At 56.8% G+C, this 22,804-nt stretch carries 16 protein-coding genes; 3 read left to right on the forward strand and 13 right to left on the reverse strand.

Annotation, left to right across the window (positions count from 1 at the left end):
• The 4 genes from FHS18_RS31575 to FHS18_RS31590 form a co-directional block, all read right to left on the reverse strand.
• The coding region (locus tag FHS18_RS31575) for a cell division protein ZapA (protein WP_183604384.1) at positions 1-2,389 on the reverse strand (2,389 nt) is incomplete at its 3' end.
• A 414-nt stretch (positions 2,390-2,803) separates the two neighbouring features.
• Positions 2,804-5,245 carry a phenylalanine--tRNA ligase subunit beta gene (gene pheT / locus FHS18_RS31580; protein WP_183604385.1) on the reverse strand — a complete coding sequence of 814 codons (2,442 nt, stop codon included), beginning with the start codon at positions 5,243-5,245 and terminating at the stop codon, positions 2,804-2,806.
• A gap of 25 nt (positions 5,246-5,270) precedes the next feature.
• The gene (gene pheS, locus FHS18_RS31585) at positions 5,271-6,302 is read right to left on the reverse strand and encodes a phenylalanine--tRNA ligase subunit alpha (protein WP_183604386.1); all 1,032 of its coding nucleotides are present in this window, start codon (positions 6,300-6,302) and stop codon (positions 5,271-5,273) included.
• Between the two features lie 400 nt (positions 6,303-6,702).
• On the reverse strand, positions 6,703-7,008 hold the full coding sequence (locus FHS18_RS31590; protein WP_183604387.1) for a hypothetical protein: 306 nt from the start codon (positions 7,006-7,008) through the stop codon (positions 6,703-6,705).
• Positions 7,009-7,337: 329 nt separating this feature from the next.
• On the opposite strand from FHS18_RS31590, the gene FHS18_RS31595 reads away from it, so the two are divergent.
• Complete coding sequence (locus FHS18_RS31595; protein WP_183604388.1) at positions 7,338-8,207, forward strand: hypothetical protein; 870 nt, start codon at positions 7,338-7,340, stop codon at positions 8,205-8,207.
• Between the two features lie 379 nt (positions 8,208-8,586).
• On the forward strand, positions 8,587-10,599 hold the full coding sequence (locus FHS18_RS31600) for a copper amine oxidase (protein WP_183604389.1): 2,013 nt from the start codon (positions 8,587-8,589) through the stop codon (positions 10,597-10,599).
• Between the two features lie 112 nt (positions 10,600-10,711).
• On the opposite strand, the gene FHS18_RS31605 is transcribed toward FHS18_RS31600, so the two are convergent.
• The 8 genes from FHS18_RS31605 to FHS18_RS31640 form a co-directional block, all read right to left on the reverse strand.
• A complete protein-coding gene (locus FHS18_RS31605; protein WP_183604390.1) occupies positions 10,712-12,871 on the reverse strand; it encodes a sensor histidine kinase in 2,160 nt (719 codons plus the stop codon).
• Positions 12,864-13,601, reverse strand: a complete 738-nt coding sequence (locus FHS18_RS31610) for a response regulator transcription factor (protein ID WP_183604391.1) — start codon at positions 13,599-13,601, stop codon at positions 12,864-12,866. Before FHS18_RS31610 ends, FHS18_RS31605 begins: the two co-directional genes overlap by 8 nt.
• Before the next feature lie 278 nt (positions 13,602-13,879).
• Complete coding sequence (locus FHS18_RS31615) at positions 13,880-15,109, reverse strand: extracellular solute-binding protein (protein WP_183604392.1); 1,230 nt, start codon at positions 15,107-15,109, stop codon at positions 13,880-13,882.
• Positions 15,106-16,437 carry a diguanylate cyclase gene (locus FHS18_RS31620; protein ID WP_183604393.1) on the reverse strand — a complete coding sequence of 444 codons (1,332 nt, stop codon included), beginning with the start codon at positions 16,435-16,437 and terminating at the stop codon, positions 15,106-15,108. Before FHS18_RS31620 ends, FHS18_RS31615 begins: the two co-directional genes overlap by 4 nt.
• A 249-nt stretch (positions 16,438-16,686) precedes the next feature.
• Positions 16,687-17,340 carry a YcnI family copper-binding membrane protein gene (locus tag FHS18_RS31625; RefSeq protein WP_246428025.1) on the reverse strand — a complete coding sequence of 218 codons (654 nt, stop codon included), beginning with the start codon at positions 17,338-17,340 and terminating at the stop codon, positions 16,687-16,689.
• A gap of 114 nt (positions 17,341-17,454) precedes the next feature.
• On the reverse strand, positions 17,455-18,231 hold the full coding sequence (locus FHS18_RS31630) for a response regulator (protein WP_183604394.1): 777 nt from the start codon (positions 18,229-18,231) through the stop codon (positions 17,455-17,457).
• Between the two features lies 1 nt (position 18,232).
• A complete protein-coding gene (locus FHS18_RS31635) occupies positions 18,233-19,108 on the reverse strand; it encodes a sensor histidine kinase (protein ID WP_183604395.1) in 876 nt (291 codons plus the stop codon).
• 34 nt (positions 19,109-19,142) lie between these two features.
• On the reverse strand, positions 19,143-20,723 hold the full coding sequence (locus tag FHS18_RS31640; RefSeq protein WP_246428026.1) for a copper resistance CopC/CopD family protein: 1,581 nt from the start codon (positions 20,721-20,723) through the stop codon (positions 19,143-19,145).
• A 246-nt stretch (positions 20,724-20,969) separates the two neighbouring features.
• Between FHS18_RS31640 and FHS18_RS31645 the strand changes: the two genes are divergently transcribed.
• Positions 20,970-21,968 carry a DUF3895 domain-containing protein gene (locus FHS18_RS31645; protein ID WP_183604396.1) on the forward strand — a complete coding sequence of 333 codons (999 nt, stop codon included), beginning with the start codon at positions 20,970-20,972 and terminating at the stop codon, positions 21,966-21,968.
• On the opposite strand, the gene FHS18_RS31650 is transcribed toward FHS18_RS31645, so the two are convergent.
• Positions 21,950-22,747 carry an SDR family NAD(P)-dependent oxidoreductase gene (locus FHS18_RS31650; RefSeq protein WP_343060767.1) on the reverse strand — a complete coding sequence of 266 codons (798 nt, stop codon included), beginning with the start codon at positions 22,745-22,747 and terminating at the stop codon, positions 21,950-21,952. The genes FHS18_RS31645 and FHS18_RS31650 overlap by 19 nt on opposite strands.
• Between the last annotated feature and the right edge of the window lie 57 nt (positions 22,748-22,804).

Genomic DNA, 22,804 nt, shown 5'->3' on the forward strand with positions numbered 1-22,804 from the left:
CCGCTTCTTCGCTGCTTGCGACTTGCTCGCTCAGCTTGCCTTCGAGCTCATTGCGCACTGCCGCTAGGCGGGCTTCCGCCTCTGCTGCCGCTTCTTCGCTGCTTGCGACTTGCTCGCTCAGCTTGCCTTCGAGCTCATTGCGCACTGCCGCTAGGCGGGCTTCCGCCTCTGCTGCCGCTTCTTCACTACTGGCGACTTGTTCGCTCAGCTTGCCTTCGAGCTCTTCACGCACTGCCGCAAGGCGGGCTTCCGCCTCAGCGACCGTAGCTTCGTGAGCCGCCTGTAATGCCGCGACAGCTTCCTCATGCTCCCGCCGAAGATGCTCGCGCAGGTCCTGCTGCTCGCTACGAACCGCTTCGAGTACGGCTTGATGCGCCTCGCGCTCCTGAAGCAACTGGGCTTCCAACTGCTCTCGCACACGATCAAGTTTGCTCGAAGCTGCGGCCTCTGCCTCTTCGAAGGCAGCCAACAGCTGCTCGAGCTCGGCATTGGCCGCTGCCTGCTGCGTGCGCCCTCGTTCCTGCTCGTTGGCCAGCTGCTCCGTCAGCTTGCCAAGCTGAGTCTGCAGATCTGTCAGGCTGCTAGAATGCGCCCCGCGTTCATGTTCCAGCTGCCCTTGCAACTTGCGATGTTCGTCTTCTAGCACGCTGTACAGCTCTTCTACCTCAACCGTTGCCTGCTGCGCGGATGCAAGCTTAGCCTCCAGCTCGGATCGCAACTGTTCCAGCGCTTGCGCGGCGTTCGCCTCAGCCTCAAGCTGCGCGGCGATCGCTTGCTCCTGCTCTTGCTCGAGCTGTCGGCGCAATGCGGCCAGTTCCGACTCGGATTTGGCGAGCGCTTCAGACTGCTCAGCCAGCTTGCCTTCCAGTTCTTCCTGCACTTCCTTAAGCCGGGCAGCCGCTGCTTCTTCGGCATCCAGCTGCGCCGCTATCGTCTGCTCCAGCTGGGATTCTAGCTCTTGGCGAACCCGTGCAAGCGTATCTCCGGCCGCCTCAGCCGCCGCCTTATGGCCAGCTTCGGCTTCCGCAAGACGCTCGTCTAGCTCGAGACGGGCCAGCTGCAGCAGATCCGCTGCTTCCGCTTCCGCTGCAGCCGCTGCCGACAACGCTTGCTCTAGCTCATTATTCTTGCGCGAGAGGAGAGCGCTTGCCGCTTCGCGCTCACGTTCGAGCTCGATCTGCGACTCTTCCCTCGTCTGTTCCAATTCCATACGCAGCAATTCAAGCGCTTCCGCGTGAGACTTCTGCGCCTCTTCAAGCTCTGCTCGCAGCTCCTCGCGCACGCGGGAAAGTTGCTCAGCCGCCGCTTCCTCGGCTTCCATATGCGCGAGAAGCGCTTGCTCCAGCTCGCCTTGAATCCGCGCCAGCTCAAGCCTAGTCTGCTCGCGCTCTTGCGTCAGCTGCGCTTCCTGAGCTTGCAGCTGCTCCATAGCTGCCTTGAGCGCCTCTTCATGGGCGCTCTCGGAGAGCGCAAGCTCTAGCTGCAACTCTTCCTTCACGCGAGCCAGTTCGTCCGCCGCAAGTTGCGTGGCTTGCTCGAATTGAGCGCGCTGTTCGCTAAGCTGCTGCTCCAGCGCCTCCCGGATCGTTGCCGCCTGTGCGGCATGAGCGTCCCGAAGGGCAGCAAGCTCTTGTTCGCGCTCGCCGCGCAACTGGCTAAGTGCCTCTTCCTTTGCGGACAGTTCTTCTTCCTGCGCTTGCCGCAGCTGATTAAGCGCTTCTTCGGATTGGCTCCGCAGCACGCTGACCTCTTCTTCCTTTGCGCGGCGCAGCTCGTTCAATTCTTGTTCCTTCGTTTGGCGAAGCTCATCCAGCTCTAGCTCTTTCATCTCTTGCAGTTCGCTTAACTCTTGCTCCTGCGCTTGACGTAGTTCGTTTAGCTCTCGTTCTTTTGTCTCTTGAAGGGCGGTCAGCTCTTGCGTTCTCGCCTGCTTAAGCTCGCCGAGCTCCCGTTCTTTGGACTGACGAAGCTCGTTTAACTCTTGGTCCTTCGTTTCGCGAAGCGCAGCAAGCTCCGTAGCCGCTTCCTCATAAGCGCGCTCCAGCTCTGCCATCGCTTCACTGCGCACCGATTCGAGCTCGCCGGCAATTGCGGCATGCGCCGCTTGCATCTGCTCGAGCTCCACGCCAAGCACTTTGCAGCGGATTTCCGCTTCATGCAGGCGCTCATTCTCCCGGCCTAGACGATAGACGTCTTCCGCCATATGTACAGCGGCAAGGACCGCAATTTTCGGCAAATCAAGCCTCGGATACCCCTTGGCCAGCTTGTGCATATTCTCATCGACCAGCGCTGCAACGCGCCGGATATATTCCGGGTTCGAATGCCCTGTTAGTTTAAATTGATTACCGTATATATCAACCGTTACCCGTGTTCGTCCGGCAGCATCCATGAAGGCAGTTCCTCCTCGGGAATAAATCCATTTATCCCATCAAACTTGTGACGCTATGAATCTCGTAAAAGACCATTTATGTTGCTATTCAAACTAGCATAACCGATACGCGCAAGATGAATCAAGGTGAAACGGCTGCCGCCACTTATTGTAGCGGGGCGCGTTTCACTCCGGAGAATTCTAAGCCTCGTTTATTACGTGTAACGTATAAATACTTAGAATTCAAGGTGAAACGGCCATCGCCACCTATTGTAGCGAGGCGCGTTGCATTTCGGAGAATTCTTGCGCGGTATGCATCCCCGATCAGGCTGTAAGCCGACTGCCGGCTCGCTCTGACAGCCCAAAAACAATAAAAAAGCCGTAACGAATCGGTTCGCAAGGAACTAATTCGATACGGCTTAAAGCATCTCCTGCCTATTTGCGCAATTCGGCGCCAAAAGATTGTTCGAGGTTCGACACGACTTTACCGTGAAGCTCAGTCACTTCTTCGTCGGTCAGCGTACGCTCTGCGTGACGGTATACGAGCGCAATCGCGACGCTCTTCTTGTCCGCTCCCAGCTTCTCGCCGGTGAATACGTCGAACACGCGCACCGACTCCAGCAGCTCGCCGCCCTGCGCTGTCGCAGCGGCGATCAGCTTGCCGGCCGCCACCTCGCGGTCAAGCACAAGCGCGATATCGCGCTGCATGGCCGGGTAACGCGGGAGCGTCCGGTATTCGATCGCGAAGTCCGCTTCATCATATAGCGGCGCAAGCTCAAGCTCCACCACGTACGTGTCCACGAGGTCATTCGACAGCTGAACGGATGGATGCAGCATGCCGACATAACCGATCGTCTCATGCCCGCGCTCCGTCTCCAGCACGACTGCAGCCGTGCGGCCTGGATGCAGATGCTCGATATCGGCACGTTCGAAGGACAGCTCCTTCGTGACGCCGAGCAATTCGGCAATCGACTCCACAATTCCCTTGGCATCGTAGAAATCGACCGCTTCTGCCTTCCGGTTCCATTGCGAACCGATCCGGTTACCTGTCAGCAATACGGCCAAACGATGCTTCTCCTGCGGCAAGCGCGTCAGCGTCTCTTCATCCGTATGGAATACGCTGCCGATCTCGAAGATCGCCACATCGTCATTCTTCCGGTTCCGGTTGTACGTCGCGGTCTCCATCAGTTGCGGCAGCAAGGATGTGCGCAGCACGCTGCGGTCTTCGCTCATCGGCAGCGCCAGACGCACCGGATGAACGTCGCCGGACAACGCCGGGAACAGCTTCGTCCGCTCTGGATGGGTGAACGAGTAACTGATGACCTCATGCAGACCGGCATGGGTCAGACGCTTGCGCAGCTCGCGGCGGATTGCCTGAGGCTTCGTCAATGCGCCCGGGGAAGTCGCTCCCTCGATCGGCGTCGTCGGAATGTTGTCGTAGCCGTACAAACGGGCCACTTCTTCGATCAGATCGACATCATGCGTAATGTCGCCGCGTCGAGTCGGCACGGTGACAGCGAACACGCCGTCCGTCGACAGTTCGAATGCGAATTGCAGGCGCGTGAAGATCGTCTCCACTTCAAGCTTGGATAGTTCCGTGCCGAGGTAGCCGTTAATCTTCGATAGCGATACCTTGACCACCGCAGGCTCCGGCTGAGCCGAGACCGCCTCGACGACGCCTTCTAGCACAAGGCCGCTAGCCACTTCGGCGATCAGCGCCGCGGCGCGATCCAATGCCGGAATGACGCGGGCCGGGTCGACGCCTTTCTCGAAGCGAGCGCTGGATTCCGAGCGCAGGCCGAGCTGACGGCTTGTTTTGCGAACGCTGGAACCGTCGAAGCGCGCGGACTCGAGCAAGATGTTGACCGTCGAATCCGTTACTTCGGAATTCGCTCCGCCCATGACGCCGGCAAGCGCGATCGGCGCCGTACCGTCCGTAATGACGAGCATATGCGGCTCAAGCTTGCGCACTTGGCCGTCCAGCGTCTCGATCTCTTCGCCTTCTTGAGCCACACGAACGAGGATTTGACCGCCTGCTACTTTATCCGCATCGAAGGCATGAAGCGGTTGGCCGTACTCGAGCATGACGTAGTTGGTCACGTCTACCACATTGTTGATCGGACGAATGCCGGCCGCCATCAGGCGATTCTGCATCCACTGCGGGGACGGGCCGATATGCACGTCTTTAATGTAGCGAGCCGAATAATGCGTGCATTGTTCTTTCGCATCGATGGCAACTTTGATATGGCCGGAAGCCGGCTCGCTGGATCCGTTCAGGTTCGCCTGAGGGAGGTTAACCGGACGGCCTGTCAGTGCCGCAACTTCATAGGCAACGCCCAGCATGCTCAGACAGTCGGAACGGTTCGGCGTCAGGTCGAGCTCGAGCACCTCGTCCTCGATCGCAAGCACGTCAAGGATCGACTTGCCGACCGGCGTACCTTCCGGCAGCACGAGAATACCCTCTTGCTGTTCCTTCGGCAGCAGCTTGTCGTTGAGGCCCAGCTCTTTCGCCGAGCAGATCATGCCTTGCGATTCGACGCCGCGCAGCTTGGCGCGCTTGATCGCGAAGTCGCCCGGCAGCTTCGCGCCGATTGTCGCGACCGGCACGAGTTGGCCAGCGGCCACGTTTTTCGCGCCGCACACGATCTGGAGCAGCTCTTCTTGGCCGACATCCACCTTGCACACCGACAGCTTGTCGGCATCCGGATGCTTCTCGCGTTCCACGACATGGCCGACGACCACGCCGGTCACGCCTTTATTGCGGTTCTCGACGATATCGATCTCGATCCCGCCGCTTGTCATCAGCTCCGCGAGCCGTTCCCCGTTATAACCGTTCAGTTCAATATATTCTCGCAACCATTGATAGGATACGTTCACTGTATTAGCCTCCTTAAGTCTGATCTCACATTCGGACAAACTGGCTTAAGAAGCGCAGATCGTTCGTGTAGAAATGGCGGATATCGTCAATGCCGTATTTGAGCAAAGCGATCCGTTCAACGCCCATGCCGAAAGCGAAGCCCGTGACTTCGTTCGGATCGTAGCCGCCCATCTCGAGGACGCGCGGGTGCACCATGCCGCACCCGAGAATCTCGAGCCATCCGGTATGTTTGCACATCCGGCAGCCGTCGCCGCCGCATTGCGAACAAGTGACGTCAACTTCCGCGCTTGGCTCCGTGAACGGGAAGAAGCTTGGACGAAGGCGGATTTGCGCCTGTTTGCCGAACATCAGCTGCACGAATTGGAGCAATGTTCCCTTAAGGTCGCTCATCCGGATATTCGGGCCGACCACAAGGCCTTCGATCTGATTGAATTGGAAGGAATGCGTCGCGTCGTCATCGTCGCGGCGGTATACTTTGCCTGGGCAAATGATTTTAATCGGTTTGCCGTTGGCTGCTTTCATTGTGCGAACCTGTACCGGGGACGTCTGCGTACGCATCAGAATATCGTCCGTCACATAGAAGGAATCCTGCATATCGCGGGCCGGATGATCCTTCGGCAGATTGAGAGCCTCGAAGTTGTAGTAATCCGTCTCGACTTCCGGACCTTCCGCAACGGTATAACCGAGTCCGACGAAAACATCCTCGATCTCTTGCACGACCTTGTTGAGCGGATGAACCGCGCCCGCGGTCGGCTTTTTGCCCGGCAGCGTCACGTCGATCGTCTCGGCGCGCAGACGGTTCTGCGTCTCCGCTTCCACGAATGCCGCTTGTTTCGTCTCGATGACCTCTTCAATGGCAGCGCGCACATCGTTACCCACTTGCCCGATAACCGGACGCTCCTCCGCGCTTAACGCGCCCATGCCGCGAAGAATCTCCGTCAGCGCGCCTTTCTTGCCCAAATACTTGACGCGCAGCTCATTCAGCTGCTGCGGATCGGTTACGCCCTGCAGTTCCTGCAGCGCTTCGGAGCGTAATGCTTCCAACCGTTCTTTCATTCCTAATCGCCTCCATCGCAAAATAAAAAGATCCTTCCTCCCAAAGACAGGGACGAAAGGATCGTGGTACCACCCATATTCAAACTATCCGCGCGCGCTTCGCCATGTGAGGCAAGACAAACGCATCGGCAGTTTCTTATGCTCCGGATATCGGCCGGATTGCCGGGCACTCCTACTGGCCCGCAGCAATAACGCTCACGGTGTTCAGAAGCCTGCTCGGAAGGGAACTTCGGCAGCCTGATTCACGTGAAGATGCTCTCAATCTTCGGCATCTTCTCCCTGTACGACAGCACTGCGTACTCTTCTTCCTCATCGCATTGACAAATATAGTTCCGATTATATATAAAATGTCGTCCAATAAGCAAGTGTTCCTGCCAAAATCCGTCGGTCTCCCGGCTGACTAAGCTTGTCCGATGTCGTGGAGGCCAAGTATGAGCGTCGCCGGCTTCAGGATGATCGTGCCGCTGATCGGGTTCGTCCGGATATCGTATTCAATGCTCAAAACTTCTACCCGGTCCACTTCCTGCGTGCGCGTATCGTATACAACCTCGAATTCACGTAAGCCGATCCGCGGTACGATGACGGTGCTGCCGATGTGGAAGGCGAAGTCGGATGTCCCATATGTGAAGACGGCCGTAGTAATCGGTTCATTGTTCATATCTTTAATCTCGACCTGCTGAATAACGTTGTATACCTTACTCATCATATGTCCTCCCTTAGTCCCTAGGTCCTATCTCATAGTAACTCATTCCGCTTGCTTGGGCGAGTCCCAATTATCATTGGGGGTCCAAGCAATTATTGCTAATCGTCTAGAGTATGGACAAACGGCCGACTTCTATGCATCGGACGAGCCGAATCGATTGCGCCATGGTCGAATCGTACCGATTACGCCCTTGGTTTAATCGTACCGATTCAACCTGCCATTACCCGATTTTTACCCTTTATTTATCTTCGCTTTATCGATGTCGCCCGGTTGCTTTACGTTACGTGTGTATAATGGCCCTCATACGAGAACGACTTCAAGGAGGGGCTGCAATGAACCGGAGCTGGATTACGATTGCCATTATCGCGACATCCGTCGCAGGCACAAGCCTCTTGCTCGAGCGAATGAGCCGGACGGAGGCGGCCAGCGATCTGTCCGATCCGTATCTCGATCCTTATGCGATGACGATGAGCCATCAACATGCCGGTGCCGAATCCGAGACGGAAGCGGAGAAGCGGATCGGCCTGTCGGTCAATTGGCCGGATGGAACGCCGCAGGCGGGACAACCGCAGCGTCTGAGATTGACCTTCGCCGATCAGAACGCCGGTCCTATCGAGCATTTCGAGATCGTGAATGAAAAACAGCTCCACCTCATCGTAGTCAGCCACGATCTAGCGCAGTTCCAGCATGTGCATCCCGAATATAAGGGTAACGGCGTGTTCGAGCTGCCGATTACGCTCGAGTCCGGCGGCGATTACAAGCTTTTCTCCGATTTCAAGCCAATGGGGTTAAACGAGCTTACCCGCTCCGCAGACTTTACCGTTGCCGGCACACCGGAACCGGCGGTACCGCTCGAAGCGAGCAAGACATTAACCGCGACCGTGGAAGGGATGCGGATCGAGCTTGAGTTCGGCCAGCAGCCGATGGCGCAGATGGCGACGACGATGACGTATTCGCTCTTCGATGCTAGCACGGGCGACCCCATTACGGACCTCGAGCTGTACCTCGGATCTGTCGGACATGTGGTCGCCATCGACGAAACCGCCAGCGATTTCATCCACGTCCATCCGCTCAACTGGGCAGCAACCGGGCCGCAGGCCGTATTCGCCATCACGTTCCCGAAGAGCGGCATGTACAAGTTGTGGGGGCAATTCCAGCGGGATGGCAAAGTATTCGTCGTCCCGTTCACGGTCCAAATTTGATTGTTGACGATCTCGATTGAATCGTCGAGCCTGCCTATGCGGCGGCTGGCTTCCCTTCCGTACTGCTCGATCTTGATTCGTAAGCCTGTTTCCGTTAAGCGCGAAGCCTCCCCGCAGTTTAGTTGGAGCGGCTGGCCCGGCGCTTGGCGGCAGCAGGCTTTTTTTTCTTTTACCAAACGGTGCTGTACTATACGAAAAATTTACCGAACCGTCCCTGAACTTTGATCTCCGCCTTACCTCCCCCTCCCTTTATCTTCACCCTCCTCTGTTAGATTAGTTAACAAGGAACGAATGGGAATGAGGGATGCGATGTAACAAGAGAGTCAGCTTCTTGGCGCAAGGAACTGCAATTATTCCAATATTGATGTGGAGGGTGCCTATGATTAAGAAAAAGATTATCATTCCTGCCATTGCGCTGTCCGTCGCGGTGGCCTCGACAAGCTTCTTCCCCAGCTTGTTCAGCCAGGAGCTGAGCGCGGCGGAGATCGAGAAGATCGTCTACCATCCGCTCAACCCGCTCACGCCGCAAGAAATCGAGAAGACGTCTTCCATTATCCGCGCCTCCCAGTATGGCAGCGAGGATATGTATTTCCCGGAGATTAAGCTAGAGGAACCGGACAAGAAAGCGGTATGGAATTGGGACGACACGGACGGTTCGACGCGGCTGCCGCGTCTAGCCACGTTCACCGCCATCAAAGGGAATACGCCGTACGAAGGAACGGTCAATCTCGACCAGAACAAGATCGTCTATTGGAAGGAAGTTACCGAGGGCTGGCCGTTCTATACGGAATGGGGGCAGTCGGAAGCCATCGTCGAGAAGGACCCTGCAGCGGTCGCTGCGCTCGCCAAGCGGGGTTATACGGACTTAAGCAAAATCAAGTTCGCCGACGGACCGCTTGGGGATTACGGTCCCGAACTGACGCCGAAAGGCTCGAGGCTCGCCATGTCTGTGCCTAGGCCGACAGTCGAAGGAGCCGTAAACAGCTTTGCCCATCCGATGGACGGTCTTGCTTTCCTCGTCGATCTGAACGCCAAGAAAGTGCTCAAAATTTACGATTACGGGACGCCTCCGATTCCGACGGACCCGAACGATTACAGCAAGGTCATCAAGAGCGACCGGACCGACCAGCTCAAGCCGCTCATTATTTCGCAGCCGCAGGGGGCCAGCTTCAACGTCAAGGGCTCGATCGTCGATTGGCAGAACTGGAAGTTTCAATTCCGGCTCGATCCGCGCGTCGGTCCGATCATCTCGACCGTCTCCTACAACGACAACGGCACGAAGCGCAAAGTGATGTATGAAGGTTACATGGGCGGCATGATGGTGCCGTACGGCGATCCGGATCCCGCTTGGCTGTACAAAATCTTCATGGATGCCGGCGAATACGGCGTCGGCCTCTCCACCCGCTCGCTAAATATCGGTTCGGACGTGCCGAAGAACGCGACTTTGTTCGATGCCGCGCTGAATACGACCGAAGGCAAAGCAACGGTCATTAAGAACGCTTTCGCCCTGTTCGAGCGTTACGCCGATCCGGAATGGTCGCATAACGGGGATGCCCGCGAGCGCCGCGAACTTGTCCTTCGCGCGATTGCCACGATCGGCAACTATGACTACGTGCTCGACTGGGTCTTCCTGCAGAACGGCTCGGTCAAGATCATGACAGGCGCCACGGGCCTCGCCCAGATCAAAGCCGTCGAAAGCAAAACGATCCACGACAAAACGGCCGAAGAAGATACGCGCAACGGCGTGCTGGTCGACCAGAACATTGTAGCCCCGACGCACCAGCATATTTTCAGCTACCGCCTGGACCTGGATGTCGATGGCGAGAACAATACCGTGGGCGAGATTCTCCCGAAAGCGGTCACCGTGCCTGAGCCGGAATTCGCGCGCAGCGAGATGATCACGATCGACAAGACGTACAAGACCGAGCAGGAAGCCATTCAAAAATTCGATCCGGACAAAATCGTCCTCGTCACGAGCGAAGACAGCGAGAACAGGCAAGGCTACACGACCGGCTATCAGGTCATGCCGTATGCCGGCGGCACGCATCCGTTCATGGAAGAGCCGCTGTTCACCAAGAACGACTATGTGCTGAAACGCGCCGAATTCATTAACAATCATATTTGGGTAACGCCGTACAAGAAGGATGAGCTGTACGCCGAAGGCAAATACACCACGCATAATACCGATACGGGCCTTGGCTTGTGGACGAAGAAGAACCGCAAGATCGAGAATACCGATACCGTCGTCTGGCTGACGACAGGCACGACCCACGTCATGCGGGCCGAGGAATTCCCGATCATGCCGACCGAATGGGTGACGGCGATGATCAAGCCGTTCAACTTCTTCGACGAAACGCCGACGCTCGACCTGGCAGCGCCGGTAACCGAGTAATAGAATCATTCCCCAGACAACGAAGAAAAGACCGTCAAACATTGCCGCAAGGCAGGTCTGACGGTCTTTTCGGTATGGGAGTTAGGAGCGGCTAGCGGCTTTGTTCTTATGACTACTGCGCCAGGCGCTGCCTGCTGCTCGGCGCCTCCGCGATCGGAAGCACAAGCGTGAACGTGCAGCCGACGCCGCTTGGATTACGCTTCACGGTCAGCTCGCCGCCGTGGATGTCGGCGATTTCTTTGGCGATCGACAAGCCAAGACCGCTGCCGGGAATATGGCTGTTGCGCGACCGGTCCACCCGATAGAACGATTGGAAGATGAGCGGCATTTCCTTCTCCGGAATACCGTTGCCGTTGTCCGTGACATGGTAACGAACCACCCCGCCATCTTGCTCGTAGCGCAGCGTAATCGGAGCGCTTGCGTCCGAATATTTGATCGCGTTCTCCAGCAGATTACCGATGACTCGCTCTATCATGTCTGCATCTCCGCTCAGCCAAGCCGAACCGCCAGATCGCTGGATGTGGAACGGACGGTTCTCGAGCGTCAGATAGGCCTTCCACTTCTCCGCCAGCTGCAGGAAGAAGCGCTCCGCATCCAGCTCGGCCATAACCGCTTTCGTCTGCCTCGTCTCGAGTAAGCTAAGCTCGGTCAGATGCTTGACGAACCGCGTGATCGTCTGAATGCCTTCGTATATGCGCTCTAGGAAAACGCTGGTCGACTGCGGCGGAATCGTCCCGTCTTGAATCGCTTCGATGTATCCGCGAATAAGCGTAATCGGCGTCTTCAGGTCATGGGAGATATTCATGAACAATTCCTTGCGCCAATTCTCGATCCGCAGCAGTTCATCGACGCGCAGCTCAAGCTCCCGGTTCATCGCGCTCAGCTCCTCGGTGCGCAGCTCGACCTTATGCTCGAGCTGCTGGTTATGCTGAACCTGCTGCTCCATCAACTCGCGAATCTGGTCGGTCATCCGGTTAAAAGCGTGGAGCAGGCGATTGAACTCGAGCGATCCGGTATCGTGCAGCTTCTGCGGGAACATCCCGCCGCCGACCTCCGTGAACGCATTCGTGAGCGACTGGACGGGCCGGACGATCTTGGCTCGCAGATAGAAGGCAAGCAAGATGCATATGCAGCTCGCAAGCCCGCCCAAGCCGGCCAGTTGGAAGAAAAGCTTCTTTTTCGTCGTCTCCGCGACCGCGCTTGTGGCGGAATAGACAGGCTCGAGCATTTTTTGCTCCGGCACGATATATCCCAGCACCCAGCTGGTCGCCGGGATCGTGCGGCTGAACACGGCCTGAGGTTTGCCGCCAAGCCGCATGCTGCGGAAGCTGTTGTCATACTGCGGGGCGAACAGGGTAGCAAGATCGAGCGTAGCAAGTTCTTCGCCGCCATGCTTCTGGGCCGCGATCAGTCCGGACTGCTGGTCGAGCAGCAACGCGTAGCCATCACCGCCGTGAAAGGACGTGTCGAGCACATTGCCGACGAATCGCTCGATCGTTACATCCGCCGCGACGACGCCTTTGAGCACACGGCGTTCATCGTATACCGGGGCGGTTGCGGTGAACATCCAGCCGCGCGGCGTAATGTCGTAATACGGCTCCGTCCAGATTACTCGCTCCTCACTAGGGGGCACATTCAGCGCTGCCGTATAGAACGGATACGAGGTGAGCGGCTTGATCCGCGGCTGAACGGGCGCCTCCGGCCCATCATATTCGGGATAAAAGAAAGAGCCGTCGAGCGGATGGATGTAATACATCGCCACGATGGTCGGATTGCGGGAGGTTGCCGACCGGAAAACCGGATAGAGCGATTTGGCCAGCGACAGGTCATATGCCTGCACGGCGGTTGGCCGCTTCCGACCCGATTCGTCCCTGATCCCTACCGTCCCGAGACGCGGATCTGCCTTGTCGCTCGGTTCAACGAATCCCTTCCGCTGCGAATCGTAGACGAATGACAGCGGCTGCACGACCGGTTGATGGTCGGATCGGAAGATCGATTCCGCCATCGCCTTGGCCATGAGTACCGCGTCTTCCACTTTCCGCAGCTCCGCATTAATCGCCTTGGCCTGTTGCTCGATGTTCGTTTCGTACATGCGAATGTAATTCTGCTCCGTAATCGCCGCGCTGCGCGCATTCATCTCGGTCAGCTGCGAACGCACCGTCTGCCCGGCCAGCGTGGAGAGCAGGAGCAGCGGTACCAAGGCCACGATAAGCATGCCCATGAGCAGCTGGAGCGCAAAAGCCCGCGGACGGCCCTTCCTGCTTCTAAACATGCGAAATCGGTTCATTGAATTTGTACCCGATGCCGCGAATCGTCACGATGCGTGTCGGGTTGGCGGCCTCCCGCTCGATTTTTTTGCGCAGATGGCCGATGTGCACCTTCAACGTCTTCGTATCGACGCTGCTCTCATATCCCCACACATGGGTGAGCAGCCGTTCCGTGGTCAACACTTGCTTGCTGTTGCGCATCAGATAGGTGAGCAATTGGAACTCCTTGGCCGATAGATCGACCTTCTTGCCGTCTATGTATAGTTCATGGGCATCGGTATATAGCCGAATATGTTCGGTCGCAATGACAGCGGGGTCTGGCAGGGGCGGGACTGCGGCGCTGGCTTGGCTTACCTTGCTGGTTACGATCCGATTGCGGCGCAGGTGGGCTTTGATGCGGGCAACCAGCTCAATGGGGCTGAACGGCTTGCTCATATAATCATCGGCGCCGACGCTTAAGCCCACGACTTTGTCAATCTCGGAATCCCTGCACGTCAAGAAGACGATCGGGACGTCGGTTCTCTGGCGAAGCGCGGCGCATAGTTCATATCCGTCAATATCAGGCAGGAAGACGTCCAATACGATAAGCGAGGGCTGCTCGCGCTCCAATACCTGGATCGCCTGGTGGCCGCTCGTTACGCTACGGTGCAGGAAGCCGTCCTTGGCCAAATACATCCCTACCAACTCTCCGATACGCGCCTCATCGTCTACGGTCAAGATCAGTTCACCCGGCATAATCCCACACCTTCCATTCCTCGAAATGGGTAATGAAACAGTCGGTCCATGCGGCTGCACGCCAAGTCTTGCGACTTGAAACGAGAAACCGATGACCATGCTCGCGGCAGTCCCGCTGCAAGCTCTTCATTAACTATAAGCTCCGACTCGAGAAACAGGCAATATCTATGTCAGGTAAGTTTACACACCCATAACGCAATCTAGCCCTGCATCCGACGAGGATGAGGGCTAAATAGGCTTTGTCTATTCCCATATATGCGGTTATGGCAGCACAGTGTCTATTCCAACAGGCGAGACCATGACTCTTCAATGTTCGTAACGCCTTGCTGGACCGTTAGCCTCTGAAGGAGCATGGCGTTCAGATTCGGGGTGAAATCCATGAACAGCTTCGCGCCTTCGGGAATCACCGGACGCGCCTTGGCCTTATCCAGCGGTTCCTTGAATCCTTGGACCATCTTATCGTTCGACAGTCTTTCATCTCGGTAGGCAGCCGATTGCGTCGGCAGCGTCTTGAATTTGCGGCTCTGCAGCACCTGCGTCTCGGTATTGGTCAAGTAAGCGATGAGCGTCAAGCTTTCTCGCGGATGCTTGGAGTACTTATTGATGACGAAGCTATGTCCCCCGATCGGCGACCCTTGCCCCTCAGGCCCTTTCGGGATGGGCGCGATGCCCAGGTAATCGGTCTGCTTGAATTCCTTGCCGTTCATGAGGTCTACCATTGCCCAAGGTCCATTGAAGATCATCGCGACTTTACCGTTCACGAAATCACTCATCATGCGATTATACCAGTCCGCGAAATCGGCATACGGCTGGGTCACGCCTTCCTGCCTCAGCCGAACCATAAATGACAAAGCGCGCTGCGATTCCTCGGACGCGATGAGGATCTTGCCGTCCTCGCTCACCATGCCGCCTCCGAATGCCCATAGATAGGGAAGCGCGTAGTAGGAATCATCCGGCATAAACAAGCCGTAATGCCCGTTGCTCGTCAATGCCTTCGCCATGGTCAGCATGTCGTCCATCGTGTCAGGAGGCTTGGTAAAGCCCGCTTCGCTCAGCAGTCTTTTGTTATACAGCAACGCCGGCACTTCGATAACCGAAGGCAGCCCGTACAATTTCCCCTGGTAACGGAGCGGCGTGAGCGTCGAAGGAATATAACCGGATAGCGCGTCTGCGTCAGCCAGTTGATTCAATGGATAAATAATATCCAGTTCCGCATATTCCGGAACCCACGTATTGTCCGCACGGAAGATGTCTACCGATTGATCGCCGAGCACGGCCGTTTTGAATTCGCTTGTGGCAAAAGGAAACGTGTGCTGCTCGACCTTCACTCGAATCGTCGGATTCGCCTTCGAGAAGGCCTCGATCCTTTTCTTCAAGAATTCCGTCTCTTCGCTGGAATTCGTCGTCCAGAACGACAAGAGCACCGGCTCGTCCGCCGAACCCTTGCCCGTACAGGAACTAAGCATAAGCGCAACAAGCAGCAGGATTGCAAGAATACGTATGTTCATCGCGCAGCGTCCCCGTCTTGCGATTGAACGCCGCGTCCGTAGACGCAAATGCGGTCTCTCCCCGTTTCTTTCGCTTCGTATAGCGCTTCATCCGTTTCCTTCAGCAGATCTTTCGGAGTATGGGCTCTGTCTGCCGCGGTCGAAGCAACCCCGATGCTAACGGTGACATAATCGCTCACTTCCGACTTCTCATGCGGGATCGCCCTCTGGGCGAGCGCCTGCTTGAAGCTCGCAGCCATCTGGACCGCCTCGTCCGCCGTCTGATTCGGGAGCAGCACGATGAATTCCTCCCCGCCATAACGAGCGGCCAAGCCATAAGGCCCTACTTGTTCTTGGAGAATTCCTGCTACCTGCCTCAGGCATTCATCCCCTTCTTGATGCCCGTAGAAGTCGTTATAGCGTTTGAAATAGTCGATATCGAACAAAATGAGCGAGATTGGCTTGGCATTGCCTGCCGGCTGGCTCCATTCTCTCTCGATCGTTTCGTCATAACAGCGGCGATTCGGAATGCCCGTAAGGCCATCCCTTGTCGACAGATGCTGAAGGGATTGGTTCGAGTCGATCACGCTCCGCAGCGAGTGCGTCATCCGGTTGAACGCCTGGGCCAAATCTTGCAGTTCGTCGCGCCCATTGAACGCCAGATCCGGCACCTGCAGATCGCCTTCCGCGACCATTTGGGCCGAGCCTTTGAGGCGTTGAATCCGTTCAACCAGGTAGTTGGATAGGAAATAAGCCACCCCCAGCGACAACACAATCGCAAAGGATGCCACCGAGTAGTCCGCCCATTGAATGATTCGGCCGCTGCTTCGGATTTCGCCGTTGTACCGGAGGAGCCTCGCTTGTTCCGTCTTGAAGAACGCATGAAGGGCGAACGCGATCGGATCGAAGCTGTCCTTCGTGTAATTCTCTTGCGCCTGTTCGGTATTGCCTTGTTTCTTAAGCGCCATGATCTGCTGCTTCTTCTTCACGAATGCGGCCCACTTGCGCTTGAAGTTCGCGATCTGAATGCTTCCTTCCGGATCAGTCGTTATCGCGGACAGGAGCGCCAATTCGCTCCCTACGTATTGGACGTTCGAGCGGAACTGGGACTCAAAGTCTTCCTCCACATAGAGCGGCGCGAGCAAATAATGGGCTCCATTGTCATTAGCGGTACGGGCGAACAAATTCAGCCGCTGGATGACTTCCATCCGCTCTTCCGTTGCCGTGCTTTCGATCGTTAATTCGATCATTCGCTGGGATAAGATCGTGGATAACACAACGGTAATCACAAATAGGACGATAATTGCACTAAACCCGATGTAAAGCTTCTTGCGCAGTGTAAAAACCAAATTCGTTAGCCTCCGAATCTTAGATGTCCATGAACCCATTAAATCATCCTGCGCGGATATTGTCGAATCAAGTTCCAGTTTTATGTAATATAACCCAGAGGAGGGTATTTTAACCTTGGGGTCTCGCCTCCCTAAATCGCCTGCTGACTCTCGCTTGACGTCCACTTCGTGTACACACTTACCTTTAAGAACGAGTAAAAAAAGCTATCCCTTCATCTCCGATGACGTGGGATAGCTTTTGAGCCAAACTTATTTTTTCTTCACGAACGATACCACTACCGATACCGCCGCGAGCGCTACTGCGATGATCGACAGAATCAGCGGCATATTAGAGCTGCTCTCTTCGCTTGCAGCGTCCGTAGCTGCGTCTGTCGCAGCCGTGTCTGTCGTTGTCGCGGCGCCGTGGCCATGCCCGTCGCCTTCGCCGGTGCCTGCCGCTACGGACGTTACCGATGCCGGGTAATCCGCGTCAGCCGCGCCGATCCATTCCACGACCGACTTGTCGCTGTAAGTCTGGTACGCTTTCCATACCAGCTCCGATGCATCCTCAGCCACTTTGCCGCTCACGCGGAACTCGGTAAATTCCACCTGCTTCAGGCCTTCGCCTTCCGCCGTCCAAGTGACGGACGTGATCACGCCGTCAGCCGCTTGCTCCAGCGCATACGTCCAGCCCCCCTTCGGTTCGACGCGCGATACGTTCACGCCTTCCGGGATGCGCACTTGTACGCTTGTCGTGGTCACGTTCTCGCTCTCGCTTGGTACGCGTACCGTGAAGACTTCATAGCTATTCTGCGTCGTTTCCTTCGGCCACACGGTCACGTGGGCACTTGCCAGGCCGGCAAACATCATCATGGACATCAAGGCAATGCCGAGTACGACCCATTGTTTCATCCGTTTCATCATTTCATTCCTCCATATCACGCTCGATGTGTATGAGTATACGCCGCTTCGCCGGACTAGGCATGACTCCATCGGGCTATACGTTTGTGTCTAATTTGTGAATGATAGGAGGCGGAATTACATCGTCCGATCGCCGAGCAGCCCCTGCTCGATGGCATAGCGCGTCAGCTGGACGCGATTCTCGAGATGGAGTTTTTGCAAAATATTTTTGAGGTGGTTCTTCACCGTATGCTCCGACAGTCCGAAACCTTCGGCAATCTGCCGGTTGGAATCCCCGGCTGCGACCCGCTGCAAGATATCCCCTTCACGCTGCGTCAATGCCGTCTTGCCTTGCGGTTGCACCCGCTTGGCGGACTCTTGCATCCCCGCCGGCCCTGCGGATGCGTCAAGCTCCGTTGCTGAGCGGCCCGCTGCAGGAGGACGCCCTCCGCCGCTGAATTCCTGCAACAGGCGCAGCGCCAATTCCTTAGACATCGGCGCTTCGTCGACGACGATGCCGCGCAGATATTCGAGCCAAGAGGACGGTGACAGATTCTTGAGCAGATATCCTTGGGCGCCTCGCTTGATCGCCTCGAACAGATTGGTAATATCGTCCGAGACGGTCACCATGACGATTTTGATGCGCGGATCGATCGATTTGATATGCTGAGTAGCCGTCATGCCGTTCATGACCGGCATATTAATATCCATCAGCACCAGATCCGGACCGAATTCTGCGGCCAGCACGACCGCCTGCTCGCCATGCACCGCTTCGCCGACGATGGTGAAGAGCGGATCGCCGCTTAGAATTTCGCGCATCCCTTCCCGTCCATGCGGATGATCGTCGGCGAGCAGTACGCGGACCGGCCGCTGCAGCCCCTGATCGCCTGTTCCATATTCCGGTTCGCGCTGCATGCTAGATCTCCCCCTTCTTCACGAGAATAATCGCCAACCCGCTGCCGGCTGATTGCCCCCCAGTCTCGTCTGGGCTTAACGGGGGCTCGCCGTTCATCATCAGCTGCCAGCCCATCTCATTCGCACGGCCTTGCATCATGCGAATGCCGTAGCGGCCCTTGGCTTCGAGCTTCTCTAGATCAGCGCCGATGCCGTTATCTTGAACGGTGCACCGGAAGCCGCCATGTCCATCGCCCCGCGCCGAGATGTCGAGCCGGTCTGCCTCCGCATGCTTTTGCACGTTCAGCATTGCCTCGCGGATAATCGCGATCAGCTCGATCTTTTCTTTGCTCGTGAGCCCCGTTTCCGACAGCCGCCAATCCATTGCGACGTGAATGCCGGTACGCTCAAGCTCTTCCGCCAATTGGACGATCACTTGCAGCCACTGGTCCTCTGCCGCGGCAGCAGGCTCATGATGCAGATTGGCAATCGATTGCCGGACATCGTCATAGATGCGCCTGACCGTGCCCTTAAGACCGCTGACCGTCTGCGCCGCAGGACCGTCCTTCGTCTCGTTCTCCAATTTATCCAGCTTTACCGCCAGCAGGAATAGCGACTGCGAGATGCCGTCATGCAGTTCGCGGGCCAGCTGCTCGCGTTCGACAAGTCCCGCCTTAACGGCACGTTCCCGCTGCAGCGATTCATGCGCCTGCTCCAGCATCCGCATCAGCTTGCGGACAAGGGTAAGCGTTACGATCAAGACAATGATCGGGGCGAGCAGATTGCCCAGCTCCATCGACAGGTAAGGCAGCAGGAAGGTATGCCGAAGATATTCCCACAGCGCAATGGTAACGGTCGGTATCCATAGAATGAGCCACTTGATTCGTTTATACTGCATCTTCGCGCACCGTCATCCCTTACTGCCCGCCGGCCTAATAATTGCGGAACTCATACCGCTCCACCAATTCGTCGTCGTTCGTGTTGATCACGCGAATCTCCGCTTGCCACTTGCCGGCGAACGGCAGATACGGTCCTTCCGCCTTGAAGGCTTCCTTCACATAGCCGTCAAAGGAGGACAGCTCCTCGTCCGTATAGACGGTAAGCGGAACGTCGATCGCGCCAAGCTCCGGCTTATCGAGCGATTTCAGACGCAGCACGACGGATTTGGCTGGGCCTTTGTCATTCGGCAGCCATATTTTTAAGTTGAACGTATTGTCCACGCTTGGTTTGTTCGGCGAGATCCGGATCGTCATATGCATGTCATTGCCCATTTTGTGATACGAGATCGGCTCATTGGCCGGAAGCGGGCTAATGTACGTGAATATGGCGGCGATCGCGACGATAATGGCCATCAAGCCAAAATCGATGCGCAGCAGCGTGTAGTTCGGCAGATCGCCGCGGCGGACACGCAGTCTCAATAGCGCGCCGATGATGAGAACCAGCACGACAAACGCCGTCTTGGCGATCAGCAATTTGCCCCAAGCCGTATAGAGCAAGTAATCGAGCGAAGGCAGGAACAGGAAGGTCATGCCGACGCCGCTGATTGTCAATACCACCAGCGAGAGCAGCGCGAAGCTGGAGAACACCTCGGCGAATCGCCCGGCTTCCTTGCGGTCGGAGATCCAGATCACGAGCAGCAATACAAGCCCGCCTGCCCACAGCGAGCTTGCCGCCAAGTGGACCAGGTCGAACAGCACCGACATCGCTTTGGGCGAGAATACGATCGCATGACCGCTCCAGCTTTCGAGCGCGAGAATGAGCGCGACCCAGCCAAGACGCACGGCGCGTCCGAGCTTCAGCACCGGGAACCCGATCGCGGCAAGGCCGATCAGAATGATCCAGCCGCGTCCCACATCGGTCTGCCCGAACAGCTTCAAATATTCGCTGGTCGGATACCCTTTCATCGTCTCCGTCGCCTGCACGAAGACATAGAGCAGAACGGCTACCAAGAAGCCGCGCATAACGGGCAATTCCCATTTGCGGCGGATACGCGAGATGGATTCTCCGTCCGCACGATTAATGCTTGACCACAGCAGCAAGCCTGCCGCAAGCAAAAGACCTGCGTAATAGGCAATCCGCACGGCATAGAGAATGAACTGCTTGCCGCCCAACTGCGTATGTACATTGAAGTTCGAGGCATCTACGGCTTCGGGCGGATTGCCGACGATGAATACGTAGGAACCGCTGACCGGATGGCCATCCTCGGAGATGATGCTGTAAGATACGGTATAGACGCCCTCGCCGAGTTCGGGGAGCGCAAGTTTGAGCGTCGTCCGGTCGGTACCGAGCACCGGATCGTTATCCGTCACCGGATTGGAACTGCGGTCTAACACACGAAGAGCGCCGAGCTTGGATTCGATCGGCTCGTTGAAGGTCAGCTCGACGAACGGCGGACTCTCGTCCATTCGTTGGCCCGCTTCCGGCGTCACCGCCTCGAGCGTCGCATGCGCCAGCGCTTGCCCAGGCGACAGCAGCAGCCCGGTCGCCAAGGTCAACAATAGTAACAGCAGCATAGGCCGCGCTGCAGGGTATGATTTTCGGTTGTAAATGGCAGTATGCATATCAGTCAACAATGAAGCTGCACGTCCTTTCCCTTTTCCACTACTAGCCTTAGTGTACTAAACGTAACCGTAAACCTCCAACAATGTAAATCCGAACTTTTTGGGGCATATAGGTTGGGGTAGCTCATTCGGCGAAAAAAGGATTGGGCCTCACGGCTGTCGAATAGCAGCAGCAAACCAACTTAGGAGCGTGATGAAATGAAGGCGGAGCTGACTCTCGAAGAGCGAGACCTGCTGCTCTCCAGCATGACGGCGGAGCAACGCGAATTCCTGCACCACACGCTCGTGCGCGGCAGGCGAACCGTCTTCGCCAAACAGCTGGCCAATCGCAAGAGCCAGTACATTCCGGATGACGCCAGCGTCGACGAGATCGAAGCGTATCTGGAAGAATGGGATTATATCGGCTTTACCGATAGCGGCTCCGTATCCGAGGCAACAAGGTGCGAATGCGGAAGGCCGCTTCGCTACCAGCATCAGGTGCTGCATTTGCCGACGGGCACGACCCGTTACTTCGGCATCGATCATCTGCAGCTGCATACCGGCATCGATGCGGGCATCATCAGCGCAATTCAACGCGGCTTTGACGTACTCGACGCCGAACTTAACGAAGTGTTGATCAAGTATCGGGATGGTTGGGATCTGGGCTATCACTTCTATCAGCCGTTCCCCGCGCAGCTGGACATTCCCCGCGATATCGCCGACCAGCTGGATGCCGGACTGCCTCTGCTTGGCCGTCAGATCGCCCGGCTTAGGACCAAGCTGCGCGAACTGGAGCAGGCTTCGTCATGGGAGCGGATTTCCCAAGGCAGCGAACGCGTCCGGCAGCAGCTGGAATACAAATCTGAGACGGAAACGGTCGTGATCGACACGGCCTCAAGTCAAGGCATGCTGCTATTCGAAGAGACCGATTCCGAGCTGCGCGAGCGCCAAGAGCTGGTAAGGCAAGGCCCGTTCTATCTGCCGCCGGCCGCCGTGCGCGCCATCAATGCTTCCCTATTGCCCAAAACCCGCATTAGCGCCCGCGCATTGAGCGAAGGTCTTATCGAACAGAAATTGATCGGCGCCAAGCGGATGAGCAGCGGAAAGCCGGAAGCGTATATCGCGGTCGCGGCCTATCTGGACACGCTGACCGAACAAGGCAAATGCAGAATGCTCGAGCGAACGTCCGAAGACCGCATTTACTTCGGCTTGGACTGATCCGGGGTGGTCAATATGTTGCCTGCTGCACGCTGCACCCACCGGCGAGGGATGAACCTCAGACCGAATGTCATGAGCCCGTTCGAACCGCCCGGAATGACGACCGCCTTCCGTGCCTTCAGACCGTTATAACCTGCCCGAGCAACGGCTTCCGGCGACATGCTGACCTTATTGAACCATGTCTCAAGCTCACCCATCTGGGCCGCCTTGGCAAAATTCGTCTTGGTCGGTCCCGGACAGAGCGCCGTCACCGTAATATCCCCCCGCCGGCGAAGCTCGCTGCCGAGCGATTCCGAGAACGACAGCACATACGCCTTGGTCGCCGCATACACGCTCATCGAAGGCGTGGCGACGAATGAAGCGACCGAACCCACATTCAGAATTCTGCCATACCGCCCCGCAATCATGTCCTGAGCGAACAAATGCGTCAATTCCGTTAACGCGGCGATATTCAGCTGAATCATCTGCAGCTGCGAGGCGATCGGCAGCTCGGCAAAATGACCGGTGAGCCCAAAACCCGCATTATTCACCAGCACCTGCACCTCGCGCTCTTGCGCCCGCACCTCGCGATAGACTTCTTCGGCCGCTCCCGCCCTAGACAAATCCTTCTCGATTACGGCGATATCCTGCGTCCAATGCAGCAGCTCTTCACGAATTTGTTCCAACCGCTGACGATTCCTCGCAACGAGAATCAGCCGGTAATGATCCTGCGCGAACAACTTGGCAAGCTCGTACCCGATTCCGCTGCTTGCACCGGTAATGAGTACGGTGTGATTCACGATCGATTCCTCCATTCTTATGCGAATGTCCATCTGCTCCTATTGTAGCCGAAACGG

It is taken from the genome of Paenibacillus phyllosphaerae (assembly GCF_014192105.1).
Lineage (GTDB): Bacteria > Bacillota > Bacilli > Paenibacillales > Paenibacillaceae > Paenibacillus_Z > Paenibacillus_Z phyllosphaerae.

What these genes read in the sequence shown, in the direction of transcription:
- FHS18_RS31630 (WP_183604394.1), bottom strand. Translation starts at nt 18,231, where the DNA reads ATGCAGCGCGAACCGGAATATGGAACAGGCGATCAGGGGCTGCAGCGG.
- FHS18_RS31610 (WP_183604391.1), bottom strand. Translation starts at nt 13,601, where the DNA reads ATGCCGGGTGAACTGATCTTGACCGTAGACGATGAGGCGCGTATCGGA.
- FHS18_RS31640 (WP_246428026.1), bottom strand. Translation starts at nt 20,723, where the DNA reads ATGCTGCTGTTACTATTGTTGACCTTGGCGACCGGGCTGCTGCTGTCG.
- FHS18_RS31595 (WP_183604388.1), top strand. Translation starts at nt 7,338, where the DNA reads ATGAACCGGAGCTGGATTACGATTGCCATTATCGCGACATCCGTCGCA.
- pheS (WP_183604386.1), bottom strand. Translation starts at nt 6,302, where the DNA reads ATGAAAGAACGGTTGGAAGCATTACGCTCCGAAGCGCTGCAGGAACTG.
- FHS18_RS31615 (WP_183604392.1), bottom strand. Translation starts at nt 15,109, where the DNA reads ATGAACATACGTATTCTTGCAATCCTGCTGCTTGTTGCGCTTATGCTT.
- FHS18_RS31600 (WP_183604389.1), top strand. Translation starts at nt 8,587, where the DNA reads ATGATTAAGAAAAAGATTATCATTCCTGCCATTGCGCTGTCCGTCGCG.
- FHS18_RS31645 (WP_183604396.1), top strand. Translation starts at nt 20,970, where the DNA reads ATGAAGGCGGAGCTGACTCTCGAAGAGCGAGACCTGCTGCTCTCCAGC.
- FHS18_RS31635 (WP_183604395.1), bottom strand. Translation starts at nt 19,108, where the DNA reads ATGCAGTATAAACGAATCAAGTGGCTCATTCTATGGATACCGACCGTT.
- FHS18_RS31590 (WP_183604387.1), bottom strand. Translation starts at nt 7,008, where the DNA reads ATGATGAGTAAGGTATACAACGTTATTCAGCAGGTCGAGATTAAAGAT.
- FHS18_RS31605 (WP_183604390.1), bottom strand. Translation starts at nt 12,871, where the DNA reads ATGTTTAGAAGCAGGAAGGGCCGTCCGCGGGCTTTTGCGCTCCAGCTG.
- FHS18_RS31625 (WP_246428025.1), bottom strand. Translation starts at nt 17,340, where the DNA reads ATGATGAAACGGATGAAACAATGGGTCGTACTCGGCATTGCCTTGATG.